The 16,524-nt window shown below is 39.8% G+C and carries 20 protein-coding genes and 1 tRNA gene; 8 read left to right on the top strand and 13 right to left on the bottom strand.

From position 1 onward, the window contains the following. Positions 1–199: 199 nt before the first annotated feature. On the bottom strand, positions 200–1,126 hold the full coding sequence (locus ACNQGS_RS11870; protein WP_491487459.1) for an aldo/keto reductase: 927 nt from the start codon (positions 1,124–1,126) through the stop codon (positions 200–202). A gap of 82 nt (positions 1,127–1,208) precedes the next feature. Next, complete coding sequence (locus ACNQGS_RS11865) at positions 1,209–2,402, bottom strand: iron-containing alcohol dehydrogenase (RefSeq protein WP_491487458.1); 1,194 nt, start codon at positions 2,400–2,402, stop codon at positions 1,209–1,211. A gap of 254 nt (positions 2,403–2,656) precedes the next feature. Here ACNQGS_RS11865 and ACNQGS_RS11860 point away from each other — a divergent pair, with 254 nt between their 5' ends. Further along, on the top strand, positions 2,657–3,133 hold the full coding sequence (locus ACNQGS_RS11860) for a hypothetical protein (RefSeq protein WP_491487456.1): 477 nt from the start codon (positions 2,657–2,659) through the stop codon (positions 3,131–3,133). Positions 3,134–3,215: 82 nt separating this feature from the next. Here ACNQGS_RS11860 and ACNQGS_RS11855 read toward each other — a convergent pair. After that, a tRNA-Val gene (locus ACNQGS_RS11855) sits at positions 3,216–3,288 on the bottom strand. A gap of 162 nt (positions 3,289–3,450) precedes the next feature. Between ACNQGS_RS11855 and ACNQGS_RS11850 the strand changes: the two genes are divergently transcribed. The 5 genes from ACNQGS_RS11850 to ACNQGS_RS11830 all read left to right on the top strand — a co-directional run bounded on the left by ACNQGS_RS11850 (position 3,451) and on the right by ACNQGS_RS11830 (position 8,018). Then, on the top strand, positions 3,451–3,675 hold the full coding sequence (locus tag ACNQGS_RS11850; protein WP_491487455.1) for a hypothetical protein: 225 nt from the start codon (positions 3,451–3,453) through the stop codon (positions 3,673–3,675). A 106-nt stretch (positions 3,676–3,781) separates the two neighbouring features. Further along, a complete protein-coding gene (locus tag ACNQGS_RS11845; protein ID WP_491487454.1) occupies positions 3,782–4,504 on the top strand; it encodes an alpha/beta hydrolase in 723 nt (240 codons plus the stop codon). A gap of 129 nt (positions 4,505–4,633) precedes the next feature. Continuing rightward, positions 4,634–5,146, top strand: a complete 513-nt coding sequence (locus ACNQGS_RS11840; protein ID WP_423801521.1) for a YjcG family protein — start codon at positions 4,634–4,636, stop codon at positions 5,144–5,146. Between the two features lie 6 nt (positions 5,147–5,152). Then, positions 5,153–5,575 (top strand): GNAT family N-acetyltransferase, encoded by a 423-nt coding sequence (locus ACNQGS_RS11835; protein ID WP_491487453.1) that lies wholly within the window; start codon positions 5,153–5,155, stop codon positions 5,573–5,575. A 127-nt stretch (positions 5,576–5,702) separates the two neighbouring features. Further along, positions 5,703–8,018, top strand: a complete 2,316-nt coding sequence (locus ACNQGS_RS11830) for a UvrD-helicase domain-containing protein (protein WP_491487452.1) — start codon at positions 5,703–5,705, stop codon at positions 8,016–8,018. A gap of 18 nt (positions 8,019–8,036) precedes the next feature. Here ACNQGS_RS11830 and spoVIF read toward each other — a convergent pair whose 3' ends face one another. The 7 genes from spoVIF to ACNQGS_RS11795 form a co-directional block, all read right to left on the bottom strand. After that, the gene (gene spoVIF / locus ACNQGS_RS11825) at positions 8,037–8,291 is read right to left on the bottom strand and encodes a sporulation-specific transcription regulator SpoVIF (RefSeq protein WP_213140981.1); all 255 of its coding nucleotides are present in this window, start codon (positions 8,289–8,291) and stop codon (positions 8,037–8,039) included. Positions 8,292–8,407: 116 nt separating this feature from the next. After that, positions 8,408–8,527: a YjcZ family sporulation protein gene (locus tag ACNQGS_RS11820; RefSeq protein ID WP_491487451.1), complete on the bottom strand. Its 120-nt coding sequence runs from the start codon at positions 8,525–8,527 to the stop codon at positions 8,408–8,410. Between the two features lie 109 nt (positions 8,528–8,636). Next, on the bottom strand, positions 8,637–8,993 hold the full coding sequence (gene spoVAE / locus ACNQGS_RS11815; protein WP_213116586.1) for a stage V sporulation protein AE: 357 nt from the start codon (positions 8,991–8,993) through the stop codon (positions 8,637–8,639). Between the two features lie 13 nt (positions 8,994–9,006). After that, on the bottom strand, positions 9,007–10,023 hold the full coding sequence (spoVAD, locus tag ACNQGS_RS11810; RefSeq protein WP_491487450.1) for a stage V sporulation protein AD: 1,017 nt from the start codon (positions 10,021–10,023) through the stop codon (positions 9,007–9,009). Beyond that, positions 10,024–10,503 carry a stage V sporulation protein AC gene (gene spoVAC, locus ACNQGS_RS11805; protein WP_213140984.1) on the bottom strand — a complete coding sequence of 160 codons (480 nt, stop codon included), beginning with the start codon at positions 10,501–10,503 and terminating at the stop codon, positions 10,024–10,026. It lies immediately after the preceding gene. Between the two features lie 13 nt (positions 10,504–10,516). Then, on the bottom strand, positions 10,517–10,987 hold the full coding sequence (locus ACNQGS_RS11800; RefSeq protein WP_491487449.1) for a YhcN/YlaJ family sporulation lipoprotein: 471 nt from the start codon (positions 10,985–10,987) through the stop codon (positions 10,517–10,519). A gap of 313 nt (positions 10,988–11,300) precedes the next feature. Beyond that, positions 11,301–11,657: a DUF1360 domain-containing protein gene (locus ACNQGS_RS11795; protein WP_491487448.1), complete on the bottom strand. Its 357-nt coding sequence runs from the start codon at positions 11,655–11,657 to the stop codon at positions 11,301–11,303. A 147-nt stretch (positions 11,658–11,804) separates the two neighbouring features. Here ACNQGS_RS11795 and ACNQGS_RS11790 point away from each other — a divergent pair, with 147 nt between their 5' ends. After that, complete coding sequence (locus tag ACNQGS_RS11790; RefSeq protein ID WP_423801516.1) at positions 11,805–12,317, top strand: CotY/CotZ family spore coat protein; 513 nt, start codon at positions 11,805–11,807, stop codon at positions 12,315–12,317. Positions 12,318–12,364: 47 nt separating this feature from the next. On the opposite strand, the gene ACNQGS_RS11785 is transcribed toward ACNQGS_RS11790, so the two are convergent. The 3 genes from ACNQGS_RS11785 to ACNQGS_RS11775 form a co-directional block, all read right to left on the bottom strand. Further along, positions 12,365–12,856: a CotO family spore coat protein gene (locus ACNQGS_RS11785; RefSeq protein WP_491487447.1), complete on the bottom strand. Its 492-nt coding sequence runs from the start codon at positions 12,854–12,856 to the stop codon at positions 12,365–12,367. 115 nt (positions 12,857–12,971) lie between these two features. Beyond that, positions 12,972–13,742, bottom strand: coding sequence for an enoyl-ACP reductase FabI (fabI, locus tag ACNQGS_RS11780; protein ID WP_213140988.1), 771 nt, complete (start codon positions 13,740–13,742; stop codon positions 12,972–12,974). A 90-nt stretch (positions 13,743–13,832) separates the two neighbouring features. Beyond that, positions 13,833–15,704, bottom strand: coding sequence for a monovalent cation:proton antiporter family protein (locus ACNQGS_RS11775; protein WP_491487446.1), 1,872 nt, complete (start codon positions 15,702–15,704; stop codon positions 13,833–13,835). A gap of 75 nt (positions 15,705–15,779) precedes the next feature. On the opposite strand from ACNQGS_RS11775, the gene prpE reads away from it, so the two are divergent. Continuing rightward, the gene (prpE, locus tag ACNQGS_RS11770; protein WP_491487445.1) at positions 15,780–16,520 is read left to right on the top strand and encodes a bis(5'-nucleosyl)-tetraphosphatase PrpE; all 741 of its coding nucleotides are present in this window, start codon (positions 15,780–15,782) and stop codon (positions 16,518–16,520) included. Positions 16,521–16,524 lie beyond the last annotated feature (4 nt).

Here is a 16,524-nt window from a genome sequence, read left to right as displayed (position 1 = left end):
AACGAATTATCAATTATATTATAACGGAGTTAACGCGGTGAATTGATAAAGGAAATAAATAAAATAAAGGCTGTCGAGAGTTTCTCGACAGCCTAAGACCTGTCCCAAAATAAGGACAGGTCTTTTTAGCTTAGCTTATTTCCGCTTAATGATATAGATTTGAAAGGCATTTAAAAGGTTGGATTTATTCTTATATAAATTAAGGCACAATATTACCCGCTGCTTTATAAATTTGATACCATTCTTCTCTTGTTAATTTGATTTCAGATCCCATGCAGGCATCGTGCATTCGACCTGGATTGGTTGTTCCGAGTACGACCTGGATGTTGGCCGGATGGCGGGTAATCCATGCAACCGCAATCGCAGTGTTGGTGACACCGTATTTTTCAGCAATTCCGTCAATAGTTTTGTTCAATTCAGGAAAATGTTCCAAATCCCCAAGGAATGAACCTTCAAAAAAGCCGTGCTGAAATGGGGACCATGCTTGAATGGTTAAATCGTTCAAACGGCAGTATTCTAAAATGCTGCTATCACGATTAATAGCCTGATCAATTTTCATATTTAAGGAAATTCCCGAGTCAATCATCGGAGTATGGGCGATGCTAAACTGGAGCTGGTTGATCACCAGTTTAAATGGTATGTATTTTTGCAGCAGTTCAATTTGGGACGGATTGTGGTTCGACACACCAAAATATTTTACCTTTCCGCTTGTATGAAGCTGTTGAAAAGCTTCAGCAACTTCCTCAGGCTCCATTAGCGGGTCAGGGCGGTGCAAAAGGAGAATATCAAGATAGTCCGTTTTTAAACGTGTTAAGATACCTTCAACAGAATTCAGGATATGATCCTTTGAAAAATCAAAAAAGCCTTCCGGCAAACGGATCCCGCATTTGCTCTGCAAAATCATGTTTTCACGAATTTGGGAATTCATTTGAATGGCGTCAGAAAATATTTCTTCGCATTTACCTCTTCCGTAAATATCGGCATGGTCAAAGAAATTGATCCCTTCTTCCCAAGCCGTACGGATTAACTTTTCTGCCTCTGGCACCGATAACGAGGTTAACCGCATATTGCCCATAATCATGTTAGAAGCTTTTAAATCGGTATTGGCAATGTTTATATATTTCACACTCAATTCCTTCTTTCTTTGACTTTTCCTTCTTACATATTAAAAAAGCCATTGTAAAAAAACAATGGCTTTAATGAAGCATTCATACTATTTCTTTAACCGAGAAATCATATTCATAACATATACGGTATAATTGTTCAATTTCCCACTGTGTGGGGACTTTTGGATTATTGGCTGGACTGCCGCTATTTAATGCATCCTTGGCCATTTTACTGATGGCGCCGGTAAATTTATGTCTGTCGATTCCCCACTCCATTAAATTCGGTATTTTTAAAGCAGAACATAGCTGCTTGACCGATTCTACTGCAAATTTCGCCCTTTCTTCTTTTGAACGATTGGAATGGTTGGGGGCAAAGATATCCCCTAAATCGGATAGCCTGTGAATACAGGAATCCATACTAAATTCAAGTACAGCCGGAAGCAGCATGGCATTGGAATACCCATGTGGAACATGAAACAGCGCCCCAATCGGCCTCGACATTCCATGTACCAGACATACAGACGCATTGGAAAACGCCATTCCTGCCTGAAGCGCGCCAAGCGACATGGCTTCCCTTGCTTCAAGGTTTTCTCCATTCGTATAAGCTTGATAAAGATTTTGGACAATGAGTTTCATGGCTGATAATGCCAGCGAATCTGTCATAGGATGCCCTTTTTTGGAAAGATATGCTTCAATGGCATGGCTTAATGCATCCACGCCTGTTGCGGCAGTTACATGCTGCGGTGAGGAAATGGTTAAGAGCGGGTCGACTATAGCTATTGAAGGCATGAACGCCGGTTGTTTGACCATGATTTTTACATTCGTGGAAGGGTCGGTAATGACCGTGACATCAGTTGCTTCTGAACCTGTTCCGGCTGTGGTAGGAATCGCAATATGCGGGATTGGCATCGCTTCGGCCATTTTTCTGCCGCCTGCATAGTCACCAATATCCCCTCCGTTTGTTACTAATACAGCAACTGCTTTGGCGGTATCGATACAACTGCCGCCGCCAATGGATATAAGTAAATTACACTTTTCCAAACTGAACTGCTCAAGTGCTTCAGAAACATAGTTGACTGTCGGTTCAGAGTCTAAGCCTAGAAATACACGGCTTTGAACACCATGATTTGCTAATAACTGTTTGCATTTATCAACAACGCCAAGGTGATTCATGACTTTGTCTGAAATAATTAACGCTCTATCCCCTAATCCTGCGGCTTCCACTCCTACTCGGTTAAATGCCTGTTTTCCATAAACGATACTTTGCGGAGTCCTAAAATAAGCAATATCCTTCATCAAAAAAATCCCCCTTCCTATGTAAACGATTACATAATAACAAAAGGAGAAAAAGAATTGTGTTGAAACTTGTTATATTCTTCAATTTTTTTTAAAACCTTTTGAGCCTAAGCACCAATAAAAAATTATTGAACCGTACCTAATTGTCTGTCATATTCCATGATAATCCGGGACAAACTGATTAGTACGATATATGTTTACTTTAAAAATGAGTATTTAGTCCTAAAGGTATATCCTTGGAAGGGGAAGTTGGCTTGTCAAATCCAATTGAAAAGTTATTTTGGAGCATTGCCCTTCCGGGGTTTGGGCAATTATTAAATAAAAAATATCTTAAAGGTTTCTTGTTTGTATTTTTAGAAATTCTGGTGAATACACAAGCAAATTTCAATACCATCATCATGCTAAGCTTTCATGGAGAGATTGAAAAGGCAATTGCTTTAACTGATTATCAGTGGCTGATGTTTTATCCTTGCTTATATTTCTTTGCGATGTGGGATGCGTATAAGGATGGAGGCGGAGGCAGTGAAAGATATTCCTTTCTTCCCTTCGTATTTGCCGCTTATTTTGTCACGGTCGGCTGTATGTATTCTCCGAAATTAAAAATCTTTGGTGTTCTGTTTGGACCAGTCTGGCTGCCAATGTTGTTTGTCATACCCGGGGTTGTGGTAGGGTTTATTATAAAAGCTATAATAAAAAAATTCGCTGAACCAAAAAAGCAAGCTTTTGATTAAAGTTTGCTTTTTTAGTATTTATTTTCCCATCATTTCCAAGACAAATAAAAATCCTAACATCAGCAGATGTTAGGATTAATGATGACCTGTGAGGGGTTCGAACCCCCGACCTCAACCCTGTCAAGGTTGCGCTCTCCCAGCTGAGCTAACAGATCAATATTTAAGCTACAAATATTATTATAGTAAAAAAAACAAAAAAGTCAATAACAATTTTTCATTAAATACCCCTCTAAAAAAACAGAACACACATTCCTCTTTTTATTGATTAAAGAACTAATGTTCGGTTATAATGATTTATAGAAAGGAGGAGTTTTAAAATGGATGGCCTGTTTATTCGTTCCATCGAAGAAAATATTCCTTTGGAGATGATTTATCTTGCCGAAAACCAGGAAATTACCCAGCGAAGATTAATAATTAAAGAAGTAACTGACGAATACATTCGCGCCTACTGCCTGCTGCGGAAACAAATCCGTACCTTTAAACGGGATAATATTCTTTCCATCATGCCTGATCAGCATCATAAAAGCCGTTACCTGCATTAATCCTCAAGCCTTGCCCCCCTTATCCTTACACACATATCTGCATTTCCACTTTCATTATGGTAAAATTCTTTTTGTAAAACAGTTGAACTCGGGGGGATTTTTCAAAATGGATTATCCAAGAGGTACCATTACAGAACAAACATTTTACAGCAATGAACTTGGAGAAGAAATGCAGCTGCTCATTTACCTTCCAGCCAATTTCTCACCGCTATATAAATACTCGCTGCTGATTGCTCAGGATGGCCGTGATTATTTTCAGCTTGGCCGAATTGGTCGAGTGGCAGACGAGTATCTTTCTTTAAAAGAAATGGAAAATTTAATTATTGTTGGGGTACCCTATAAGAATGTAAAGGACCGCCGCAGAAAATATCATCCTGCCGGAGACCAAAACCGGCAATACATACGCTTCCTTGCACATGAATTAGTCCCCTTTTTGGACAGTGAGTATCCAACCTACCAAGTTGGGACAACCAGAGCACTTATAGGGGACTCGCTTGGTGCAGCGGTTTCCTTAATGACTGCATTGCAATACCCGCATACGTTTGGGAAAGTGCTGCTTCAATCTCCCTATGTGGACGAGATTGTGTTAGAAGCTGCCAAGCATTATACAGAGCCGTTATCACTGGAAATTTATCATGTCATAGGAAAACTCGAAACTGAAGTGAAAACAACAGATGGAAAAATCAGCGATTTTCTGACACCCAATCGAGAGCTTTCAAAAGTCCTTTCCAAAAAGCCTTTTAGTTATTTTTATGAAGAATTTAATGGAAATCACACTTGGACCTATTGGCAGCCAGACTTACGACAGGCACTTAAAATGATGTTCTAGTAAGCCATTTGAATTATTTATTATATTTAGAAAATTTGTTATAATAAAAAGTACCCATTTTTACTCACTATTTTCCTTGTCATTCCTTGACTTATGATAGAACCCATTACTTAATACGGAGGTATCGCTATGAAATTTGGAGTTGTTATTTTTCCATCTAAAAAGCTTCAAGACCTTGCAAATTCTTATCGCAAGCGCTACGATTCGCATTATGCTTTAATTACACCGCATTTGACATTAAAAAATGCCTTTGAAGCAACTGAGGAAGATGTGAAAGAATTCGCCGATAAACTGCGGAAAATTGCCGGCAACACGCAGCCTTTCACCTTAAAAACCACTAAAGTGAGTTCTTTTCATCCGGTTAACAATGTTATTTACTTTAAAGTTGAGCCGACAGAAGAACTAACTTCCTTACATGCAGAAGTTAATAAAGAATTTAGCGAACAAAATCCGGAATACGCATTTGTTCCCCATATTACAATTGGCCAGAATCTATCCAATGATGAACACTCCGATGTTTACGGGTCGCTGCGTATGAAAAGAATTGACCACGAAGAAACGATTGACCGTTTCCATCTCCTCTACCAGTTGGATAACGGCTCTTGGACAGTTTCTGAAACATTTCGGTTTGGAAAGGAATAGTTCTAAGTGACAGTAAAAGTTGTTGAAAACCCAAAAGAACTCGAGGACGCCTACACAGTTCGGAAAATAGTTTTTGTAGATGAACAAAACGTCCCCTTTGAAGAGGAAATTGATCAATTTGAAAATGATGCCACTCATTTTGTGTTGTACCATGAAGGCAGTCCAGTAGGGGCCGGACGATTCCGAAATGTTGAGGGCTATGGAAAGGTTGAACGAATTTGTGTACTCAAAGAGGCTAGAAACATTGGTGCCGGTAAAGCCATTATGGAGACAATCGAATCCCATGCCCGGGAAAAAAACTTCCAAAAGCTAAAACTTAACGCCCAGACACATGCCATCCCCTTTTACGAAAAATTGGGCTACGAGGTAGTTTCAGAGGAATTCATGGATGCCGGAATTCCACACAAAACAATGGTAAAGAATTTATAAAAATATGCACTTGCCAACATTAAGGTTGGCAGGTGCTTTTTATTGGTTTTCTTCAAAACTTCTTTCCCACCATTCCAGGTTTTGATATGATAGAACATGTCTTATTTCAAAATAGAGGGTTATAAAAATGAAAACAGCAGTTTATCGAAATCGGAATATTGTGATTGACGAGCTCAATCGTGAGCAATTCCAGTCTATTTACATCGCCGGAAAAAGAGGCGAACTATCTTGTCCTACTTGTAAAGAAAAGGTGCAGCTGTATCTGGGAATCCTGAGTGACCCCCATTTTTTCCACCATTCTTTACCGCAAAAGAGCTGTCCGGTACAAGAAAGACTTGACACAGGGCTTCAGCCACAAACAGAAAATCACTATATTGAACGAAACGGGTTTAGAATTCCCCAGGGCAGAACCATTACAGAAGAAAATTCTGCTCCTGTAAAATTTAAAACAGCAAAACCTATCGAATATAAAGTTCCGTTTAAGCAAACACAAACAAATTCTCCAGGAAGCCTTCCCCCCTATTTGCAGCAGCTATCAGCAAATGGAGTTATTTTAGATGATAGTCAGACGAAAGCAGTAATAGATACGGAAGGCCCCTTATTAGTGCTTGCCGGTGCCGGAAGCGGCAAAACAAGAGTGCTGACTTGCCGGACCGCGTTCATGCTCGAGGCTAAACAAATCGATCCTCGAACCATAATGTTGGTTACATTCACCACCAAAGCAGCAGCCGAAATGAAAAATCGTCTTCTTTCCTATCCAAATATGAAGCGTGAAAAAATCCAGCAGCTCATAACCGGCACGTTCCACAGTATCTTTTACCGGATTCTCATGTTCCACGATGCCGCCAGTTGGTCCTCTGACAAGCTGTTAAAAAAAGAGTGGCAGCGGGATAGAATTTTGAAAGAGGCCGGTAAAGAACTCGATTTGTCCGAAAAGGAATTTGCTTATGATCTAGCACTGCAGCAAATTGGACTATGGAAAAATACGATGCTCCTCCCCGCAGAGGTCAGACCGGCATCAGAATGGGAAGAAAAAACTGCAATTTTATATAAAAAATATGAGGATTACAAAAAGCGTGAAGGTTTGTTTGATTTTGATGACATGCTGATCGGTTGCTATCAGCTGTTGAAAACCACTCCTGCCCTATTGGAGTATTATCAAGACCGATTTCAATATTTTTTAATCGATGAGTTTCAGGACATCAACAAAGTTCAATATGAATTGATTAAACTACTATCGAAAAAGCACAAAAATGTTTGTGCTGTTGGTGACGATGACCAGGCCATTTACTCCTTCAGAGGAAGCGACCCAAATTTTCTGCTTGAATTTGAAATGGACTTTCATTCATCAAAGACAGTAACGCTTGAACAAAATTACCGTTCATCTCATGAGATTGTTTCGGCCGCCAATCAAGTAATTTCTGCTAATAAATTGAGAAAAGCAAAAAAAATGCAGGCGCAATTTTCTAGCGTTGAAAGGCCACTTACTTTTTTCCCTTTTGACGAAGAGGAGGAAGCCACTATGATTGTCACTGATATTTCTGAGCGGATTGCGAACGGAGCAAATCCCGCTGATTTTGCGATTTTGTATCGGACCAATGCTGCTTCAAGGGCCGTGTTTGAACGGCTGGCGGGTTCGAATCTCCCTTTTAAAATCGATATGGATGCTGAAGCCTTTTATGACCGTTATATCATCAGATGCGCCCTAGCCTTTTTAAAGGTCAGCTTAAATGAAGAAGATCCAAACAGCATGACAGAAATTTTGCCATTATTATTTTTAAAACAATCGGCCCTGAAGGACATGAAAGCACTTAGTATCCTTCAGGACTGCAGTCTCCTTGAGGCACTGATGCATTTAAAAACATCCCATGCCTTTCAGGAAAAAAAATTAAAAAAGGCAGTTCCGCTGATTCGCGCCCTTAAAACCTTGACACCTGCAAAAGCGATTGAAAAGATTGAAAAGGAAATAGGCTTCCTGGATTTTCTTAAAAAGCGCGGCAACGAGGCAAATCAAATCGAAAAAGGCTCAGATGATTTGAAGGATTTAAAAGTGGCGGCGAAAAGCTTTGACACGATCGACGTTTTTTTAGAACATGCTGAACATATGGCAGCGATGAATAAGGAAATAAAAAATTTAAGCAAACATTTTCGCGATGCTATCACCTTAAGCACTATTCACAGGGCTAAGGGACTTGAGTATAAATATGTATATTTGCTTGGCGCAGTCGATGGCAGCCTCCCGCACGACTACGCATTGGAAACAAGTCGAAACGGGGACTTTTCCGGACTCGAAGAAGAACGAAGGCTGTTTTATGTTGCTATGACCCGGGCTCAAGAAGGTCTATATTTATCTATTCCGGACAATCGAAGAGGAAAAAAAGCCAACCGTTCCAGATTTCTCGCACCACTTTTAAAAATAAACAAAAAGGCCAAATTCCAATAAGGAAAGCGGCCTTTTTGCTTATTTCTTATTCATCATGTTTGAAATGGTATTGAAATCAAGACTTTTTCCATCTTTAATGATGGTATTGCAAATCTGATCTTCTAATTCCTTACTAATCGGCTTGTTTGCAAGCTGAGAAACTTTGCGAATGACCCCACGTACTGTCTTTTCGTCTTTAAAGTTGGCATTCTGAAGAGAATTAGCCAAATCAAAAATATCTTTCATATTTACGCCAGTTTTTTTCTCTATATTCTTAAAGAAACCATTATCCATGATCAAAATTCACACTCCTTCATAAACTACTTTATTGTATGAAGGAATGAAAAAATGGTGAAAAAAGAAAAGGATAGCCAAAAAATGGCCATCCTTTCCAGTAGTCCATTCACCTATTAATACCAGCTAGCACCTACGATGATTAATAGAATGAAAAGAACTACGATTAATACGAAGCTGCCGCCATAACCAAAGCCGCCGCCGTAGCCGTAGCCGAAACCTCCACAACCCCACATAGATAGATTCACCTCTCTTTAGTAATCTCATTAATACAATATGAAATCACTAAAAAAAGTGTATAGGCACGAATAAGCTATTCATCCATTTAAGAAAAAAAATCAGCATTTACCCTTTTGGCTTAAATACGAGTGCTCCAATAAATCCAAAAATAATCGCGGCTGATACTCCAGAACTGGTCACCTGAAACATCCCGGTTAACACGCCTATTAGCCCATGGTTGTTGGCATCATCAAGCGCTCCGTGCACCAGTGCATTTCCAAAGCTGGTTATCGGAATGGTTGCACCTGCTCCGGCAAAATTAATAAGTGGCTCATACAACCCAAATCCCGCCAAAATCGCCCCGGCTACAACCAATAGGCTTAATGTATGTCCTGGTGTAAGCTTGGCAACATCAAATAATAGCTGGCCAATGACACAAATCAATCCGCCTATGACAAAAGCCCAAAAAAACATCGCTAACATAATCGTCACCTCTTTAATTGTTCATTTCTATGCCAACTGCATGGGCAATACATGGAATCGATTCATTTTGTTGAAAGGTGAGCGGGGATAACAATGCTCCGGTAGCAACAAGCAAAATCCGTCTGTATGTACCCTTCCTCATTTCATTCAGTAAATGTCCATACAAAACTGTTGCTGAACATCCTGCTCCGCTTGCTCCGGATTGAACGGGCTGGTCATCCTTATAGATGAGGATCCCGCAATCCTGAAATTGCTTTCTTTCAAGCTTAAGTCCGCTTTTGTTAATTAATTCAAAAGCAGCGTCATGTCCGACTCTCCCCAAGTCGCCAGTAATAATTAGGTCATAATAAGATGGATCAAGGCCAAGATCCCGAAAATGGGCCATAATCGTATCTGCTGCTGCAGGAGCCATCGCACCTCCCATATTGAACGGGTCAGTTAAACCCATATCAATTACCTTTCCTATGGTTGCTGATGTTGTGACAGGGTTTTTCTTCCCCGGTTCGTTTGGCTGAATGATTCCAACACCAGCCCCTGTAACCGTCCATTGAGCCGTTGGAGGCTTTTGGCTGCCGTATTCTGTTGGATAGCGAAACTGTTTTTCAACCGCGGCATTGTGGCTAGATGCTCCCGTCACCACATTTTGTGCTCCCTGATAATTGACAATAAATGAGGCTAGCGCTAAGCCTTCCATGGAAGTGGAACAAGCCCCAAATAACCCGAAATAGGGGATCTGCATAGTCCTTGCTGTAAAACTAGTTGGCGTTATTTGATTAATTAAATCACCGGCAATTAAAAATTGAATTTTTTCTTTCTCAATATTTGCTTTATCCAGTGCAATTTTTATCGCTTCTTCAAGCAAGATTCGATGGGCTTTTTCATAGGACTCCTGGCCCATCCATAAGTCTTCATACAATAAATCGAAGTCATTTGCCAAGTTTCCGTTAGCCTCAAAGGGGCCTCCTGTTACCCCAGTCGCCGATATCATCGGTTTATTTTGAAAGACCCACGATTGATGTCCTTTTAGCAATTACAAAACCCCCCAAATGCTTAAAACCGTTCTAATCAGCGCTACCACAAAGGCTGCAAATACACCAAAAAGAAGAACTGAGCCTGCAAGCTTAAACATATTGCCGCCAACTCCTAACACAAACCCCTCTGTGCGATGTTCAATGGCTGCGGAGATAACGGCGTTGCCAAAGCCAGTGACCGGAACTGCGCTCCCCGCCCCTGCAAACTGCCCCAGCCGATCATAAACACCGAAGCCGGTCAAGAGCATGGAGAGAAACACCATTGTGGCCACCGTTGGATTCCCGACACTTTGTTCCGTAAAATTAAAAAAGTAAATGTAAAAATAACTGATGGCCTGGCCGATTGCGCATATCAGTCCGCCAACAAAAAAAGCCCTGATACAATTTTTTAAAACTGGCCGTTTCTTTTCGTGCTTTTGTTGAAGCTGCTGGTATTTTTGCTGCTCGGGTGTCATATTTTTCTGTTTGCTTGCCATCATTGCATCCCCTTTCCTACTTGATATCCTCTGTCATTTTAACGATTTCATTAAAACGTTTTTCTGCATCCCGATGGTTAAACTTAGACGATGACCTCATCTTTTCATCAAGCCGTACAACTTCCAGAAAGATTTTATAATCACTTGAGACGGTAAATTTCTCTTTTGGGTATTTTTTCTCAAGCATTTTGGTAACATTTTTTTCAATCTTTTTCATGTTAAAGCGATGCAAATGCTTTACCTTGTAGGCAACAAGGATTGCATCTTTTCCTTTGACGACAGCGACATCATACAATTCTGGGATAGAACTTACATCTCGTTTAATTTTCTCTACCTGGTCATTTCCTTTATGCCCATCAGTGACAACTGGTGGTGGATTTGTGGTTTTCACGAGCGCGAGCTGGCTGTCTTTTGCTTTTTGGTCCTGACTGCAGGAAACCAGTAAGGTCACGCAAATCAATATAATGAATCGATATGTATTACGCATAACGGTATTCATCCCTTTTTTTATAAATATGACTGTCATTAGTTTTTTCGACATTGACTAAAAATATGACTAAGTTAATGCTGATTAGAGAAAAAATAAAACTGCCAGTAACCCAGCAGTTTTTCACTTCTACTTATTTGTCTTCTTCCCACAGCCACAGCCTTGTTTTTTTATAGCATTTGATGGCTGGTAAACCTTTGTTGTTTCAGTTTGCTTCTTTTTCTTTGTCACGTTTTTCCCTCCAATCAAATACAATTCATTAGTTACTAATCATCATATGAAAAAGCGTAAGTCTTGTCTCAGGCAAAAATCCTTATTTCCCAATAAAATATTGAATAATTGTTTCAATGATGGCCGCCATACCAGCAACAGCCAGGATAAGTATAATTGGCTCCGCCCAAACAGGGAAAAGGAAGGATATTCCTACCAAAATGGCAGAAGACCATATACCTGTACACCAATAACAACTTAGCAATTCACCCATAAATCGCCTTATTCCAAACTTTTTTGGAATATAATAAATTTCCACTTCACCTTCTGCATTTACTTCCTCTACCTCATCAAAAAAGGGATTGCGTAAAAATTCAGCAATTTTATCAAAAACAATTAACCTCGTAAACCGAAAGCTGGCCAATGCTAAAAGGAGCAGTTGCATAAGACTTATCTTCATGTTAAAAAACCCTTTCATTTTTGGACTAATGACTGTGTATGAAAATAGCCTAATTTTGGTAAATAAGGCAATTGTCCGTAACCCATAAGGCTCTCGTTAAATATGTTAGTAATGTAAGATATATTACGGATTAAGGAGGAAAAATAAATGGGTTGTGGGAGCTTTAGAAATAATCACGACAACGGCAATTGCGTATGTCAAGTAGTTCGCGCGATTAAAGATATCCAAGATAATGCTGTTGAAGCAGCGGAATGCCAATCCTGTACCAGCTGCTTTAATGAGCCGCTTGGTTCATTAGTCTCACCTGTTAAAGAAATGGTTGATACGCGCGTATTCGTTTTAAAAACAGCTGATGGTACACCATTCCACGCATTCTTCAATGACGATTACAATGCATGCGTCTCCATCTATTTCCGCGTAGAGGATGTGTTCGATAACTGCTGTGCAACGCTTCGCGTCTTAGTTCCTGGCAAAAAAGACGGCGGAAACTTTGTTCCAGTCAATTTCGTAAAAGGCGATGACAAATGCTGCATTAACCTTTCTAAACATTGCCAAGTTACTTGCTTCAAGGCGAGCAACGATTGTGTAACGGTTGACTTAAGCTGCTTCTGTGCCATTCAATGTATTGCCGACGTAAACCTTGGAATTTGCAACAGTTAAATAAATTAGCCAGTCGGTAAATCGGCTGGCCTTTTTTTATTTATTCATTATCGCTTTATTCCAATCATGATGACATTTGTAATATCATCAACTGGGAATGTTCTTTGAGTTTTATTATGGTATTCAATGGTTATTTGATTGTCCTCATAACTAATCAGGTAGCCCAAATGTTTCTCATCATCAATATTAAAGACACATGGAACAGGCGGAAGCACTTTTGGAAAGTTAATTAAATATTCAAGTCTTTCCTTTACCGTCATTTCCTTAAATGGTTTTACTCGATTAAAGGAAGATCGGTTATTCTCCACAGGTATTGAAGATGCTGCTTCTCTTATTTGAGTTTCCATCCCATTTGAATCTTTCTCCATCTTCGCATGAGGGACATTCTTTTTACTTTCATCTGTCCTTATATTCTCTTCCATTGCCGGTTCAGCTTCTAGCTTACTTCTGAAGATTTCCTGCATATGATAGTTTGCGGGATTCCTTGAAAATGGCTGTTTAATAAAGAAAAGTGGTCCCTGATCTTTTGTATTTGACATATAAGCACCTCCCTTACGGCATCCTACACTTTTATATATATGTGAATGGACTATAGGCGTTAACTGTTTTTTTCCATATAAAAAAGCCCGCAGTTCATTTTGCGGGCTTTTTATATTACATAATATGATATCCTGAGTCTACGTGAATATTTTCCCCTGTAATTCCACGGGACAGATGGCTAAATAGGAAAACGGCAGTATCGCCTACTTCCTCCGGCGTTGTTGTTCTCCGTAATGGTGCTTTTTCTTCAATTTCCTTTAAAATCAAGTTAAATTCACCGATTCCTTTTGCGGATAGTGTTCGGATTGGACCGGCAGAAATGGAATTTACACGAATATTATCTTTACCTAGGTCCGCAGCTAAATAGCGAACGCTTGCATCAAGGGAAGCTTTTGCAACACCCATAACATTGTAATTTTTGATGGCTCTTTCTCCCCCAAGGTATGTGAGAGTAACGATGCTGCCGCCTTCTGTCATGAGGCCGCGTGCTTCCTTCGCTACTGCCGTTAAGGAATAGGAGCTGATATTATGTGCCAGCAGGAAGCCGTCTCTTGTTGTATTCATATATTCGCCTGATAATTCTTCCTTATTGGCGAATGCAATACAGTGGGCTATTCCATGAATAGTGCCAACCGCTTCTTTTATTTCAGCAAAACAAGCAGCAATTGCTTCGTCACTAGTCACATCACATGGCAGCACTAAAGTTCCCTCTGCATTTAAGGACTCCGCTAATTCCCGTACACTGCTCTCCAGTCTTTCCCCGGCAAACGTAAATACTAACCGTGCCCCAGCGTCATGAAGTGAGCGGGCAATCCCCCAAGCGATACTCCGCTTATTAGCAACACCCATTACGACAAATGTTTTTCCAGTTAAAGATAAATTCATTTTAAAAAAATCCTCCTACATGATAACTGATATTAGTACTTGGTACTAATTCTACACTAATTCTGAATAAATGAAAAGTACTTGCCTTTTCTAATAATAGCTTTTGCCTGTTTCTGAAAATTCAAGCTCCCTTTTCAGTTCATCCACATATTCCTTTGAACCTGTGACAATCAGTCGGTCATGCATTTGCAGCTCCGTGTCACCATGAGGGACGATGGAATCCTTTCCTCTGAAAATCCTGACAAAAATAACATCCCCGGTAAACGGAAATCTTCTTAATGACATACCATCAAATAATTCATTATTCATGACAATTTCATATAACCCAGTTTCCTGATTCGTCAATAAATTTATGACTGCAGGAGACTCAATCATCGCCCGAAGCAGCGCTTTTGTAGACATAAAGGAGGAGAACACCTCTACCCCATGCTCACGAAGCCTCAGCTCCAATTCAGGACTTTCAATTCTGGCAATGACCCTTGGAACTCCTTTTTCTTTCGCAGCTATAGCAAGGTCTGCATTCACTTCCTGGTTTCCTGTTAAGATTACTACTATTTCAGACTCGAACACTTTTGTATTTTCAATGGCCTCCTGCGAATAATCCTCGATTTCCTTTATATCAAATACCGAGTCAGCAAATGGTTTTTCGGCCTTTTCAAATTTTTGATGATACAAAACCGGATTATAGAGTCCGGACTTTAATTCCAGGGAAACAGGCAAAGTAATCTGGTTAGCACCTAAGAAGGCAATGGACACCTTCCTGCCCTCCGCTGCTTCTCGAGGAAACAGCTTTTTAAAAACAATTGGCGTAAAAATTGAGGTAATCACAGCGACAAGAATTAGTGTTCCTTTCATTTGCTCTGATATAACCCCAATCCGTTCTCCGATTGTCGCTGCAGCAATAACAAGTGACAATGTGGAGGTAAGCAGAAATCCCGAGGCAATTACGGTTTTCATATCGTACCAAATTTTCAAAAGGTACACAGGAATTAGCTTCGAAAATAATAGCCCAATCAATAAAAGCGGTATTAATAACAACAGTTTCTTTTCACTTAATAACGACCAAATGTCCAGTTCTACACCTACCATTACAAAGAAGATAGGAATTAAAAATCCGTAGCCAAAGGAATCAAGCTTATGAACAAGCTCTTGGTTTGGTGCCAACAAAGAAACAAGGACACCTGCCAAAAATGCTCCCAGAATATTTTCAGCACCGACTGTTTCGGATAATCCTACCAGCACAATAATCAGCATAAATACAGCCCTCGTGCCGATTTGGACCGTCCCTGTTGACAGTGTTTCAATAAAGCTTCGATTTTTAAATCTTTTACCAATGAAATAAAGGATAATTCCTGCTCCAAACAAAATCAGCAGAAGCCATGTATCCCCCTCGCCCCCTTCATTCAGGGAAACAAAGAGGGCCAGCAGAATCATGGTAGCCAAATCAGCAATAACTGCTACCAGTAAGATAATCTGCCCAATCACCGTTTTCATTAAGTGAGCTTCTTTTAAGGTGGGCACGACTACTCCCAATGAAATCGTCGAAATAATCAATGTCATTAGGAACGCGTTATCGATAAATCCTGACAAAACAAAGAGATACGATAAACCGAGTGAGAGAATGAAGACACCTGCAAAGATTACGGATGAGACCAGAAAGGAATTAGGTTCTTTTTTCCCGTTTTGAAGAGTCTCACGTTTTTTTCCGCGTGAAAAAGCCGTGAAGTCAATTTCAAGACCGCTTAGGAACATAAGAAAAATAAAGCCAAGTGTAGACAGGGTGGACAGCCACATATCTTCATGAACGATATTGAATCCACTCTTACCAATAATGAGGCCCATGATAATTTCCGCAACAACAACTGGAATAAAATTTAATTTAAATCGATGCAATAGAATTGGAGTTAGAAATGCCATTGTCACAACAATTAATAATGAAATAATGGAGACGTGTTGTTCCATCATACTCCTCCCTTACGGATAGTAATAAATGCTCGCCATCCGACAAAAAATAAGAATCGGAAAGGGGCAACAATTATGAAAATAGATATTATTGGAGATATCCATGGATGTTTCACAGAATTCTCGGAGTTAACTGCAAAATTAGGTTACGATTTGAAAAGTGGGATTCCCCTCCATCCGGAAAACAGAATACTCGGGTTTGTCGGTGATTTAACTGACAGAGGTCCAAATTCTCTCAAAGTGATTGAAATCGTTTGGAAGCTGGTCATAGAGCAGGAAAAAGCTTTCTATACACCTGGAAACCATTGCAATAAGTTGTATCGCTTTTTCCTTGGCAACAAAGTCCAAATTTCCCACGGACTAGAAACAACCGTGGCAGAGTATGAAACATTATATAAAAAAGACCAAGATTCCATTCGAAAAAAATTTATGGATCTTTATGAAAATGCTCCATTGTACTTAGTATTAGACCAGAAAAAGTTAATAATCGCCCATGCAGGAATTAAACAAGAATTGATTGGAAAGAAAAATAATCAAGTAAAGACATTTGTTCTCTACGGAGATATTACAGGTGAAAAGCACCCGGACGGATCCCCTGTCAGAAGAGACTGGGCTAAACAGTATCACGGGGAAGCTTATATTGTTTATGGACATACGCCTGTGAAGGAGCCAAGAATTATTAATAAAACGTATAATATTGACACAGGGGCTGTTTTTGGCGGCAAACTTACCGCCTTAAGATATCCAGAAATGGAACTGGTCTCCATTCCCTCTACAATGCCATATATCGAAGAAAAATTTAAACAATTTGAATAGAAAT

This window comes from Neobacillus sp. PVCKKU3 (genome assembly GCF_058323225.1).
This window is presented reverse-complemented; position numbering and strand designations above follow the sequence as displayed.

Bases quoted from the DNA above. Each gene is read 5' to 3' on its own strand.
- ACNQGS_RS11865 (WP_491487458.1), bottom strand. From the start codon at position 2,402: ATGAAGGATATTGCTTATTTTAGGACTCCGCAAAGTATCGTTTATGGA.
- ACNQGS_RS11850 (WP_491487455.1), top strand. From the start codon at position 3,451: ATGGATGGCCTGTTTATTCGTTCCATCGAAGAAAATATTCCTTTGGAG.
- ACNQGS_RS11845 (WP_491487454.1), top strand. From the start codon at position 3,782: ATGGATTATCCAAGAGGTACCATTACAGAACAAACATTTTACAGCAAT.
- ACNQGS_RS11840 (WP_423801521.1), top strand. From the start codon at position 4,634: ATGAAATTTGGAGTTGTTATTTTTCCATCTAAAAAGCTTCAAGACCTT.
- ACNQGS_RS11830 (WP_491487452.1), top strand. From the start codon at position 5,703: ATGAAAACAGCAGTTTATCGAAATCGGAATATTGTGATTGACGAGCTC.
- spoVIF (WP_213140981.1), bottom strand. From the start codon at position 8,291: ATGGATAATGGTTTCTTTAAGAATATAGAGAAAAAAACTGGCGTAAAT.
- ACNQGS_RS11820 (WP_491487451.1), bottom strand. From the start codon at position 8,527: ATGTGGGGTTGTGGAGGTTTCGGCTACGGCTACGGCGGCGGCTTTGGT.
- spoVAE (WP_213116586.1), bottom strand. From the start codon at position 8,993: ATGTTAGCGATGTTTTTTTGGGCTTTTGTCATAGGCGGATTGATTTGT.
- spoVAC (WP_213140984.1), bottom strand. From the start codon at position 10,503: ATGATGGCAAGCAAACAGAAAAATATGACACCCGAGCAGCAAAAATAC.
- ACNQGS_RS11800 (WP_491487449.1), bottom strand. From the start codon at position 10,987: ATGCGTAATACATATCGATTCATTATATTGATTTGCGTGACCTTACTG.
- ACNQGS_RS11795 (WP_491487448.1), bottom strand. From the start codon at position 11,657: ATGAAGATAAGTCTTATGCAACTGCTCCTTTTAGCATTGGCCAGCTTT.
- ACNQGS_RS11790 (WP_423801516.1), top strand. From the start codon at position 11,805: ATGGGTTGTGGGAGCTTTAGAAATAATCACGACAACGGCAATTGCGTA.
- ACNQGS_RS11785 (WP_491487447.1), bottom strand. From the start codon at position 12,856: ATGTCAAATACAAAAGATCAGGGACCACTTTTCTTTATTAAACAGCCA.
- fabI (WP_213140988.1), bottom strand. From the start codon at position 13,742: ATGAATTTATCTTTAACTGGAAAAACATTTGTCGTAATGGGTGTTGCT.
- ACNQGS_RS11775 (WP_491487446.1), bottom strand. From the start codon at position 15,704: ATGGAACAACACGTCTCCATTATTTCATTATTAATTGTTGTGACAATG.
- prpE (WP_491487445.1), top strand. From the start codon at position 15,780: ATGAAAATAGATATTATTGGAGATATCCATGGATGTTTCACAGAATTC.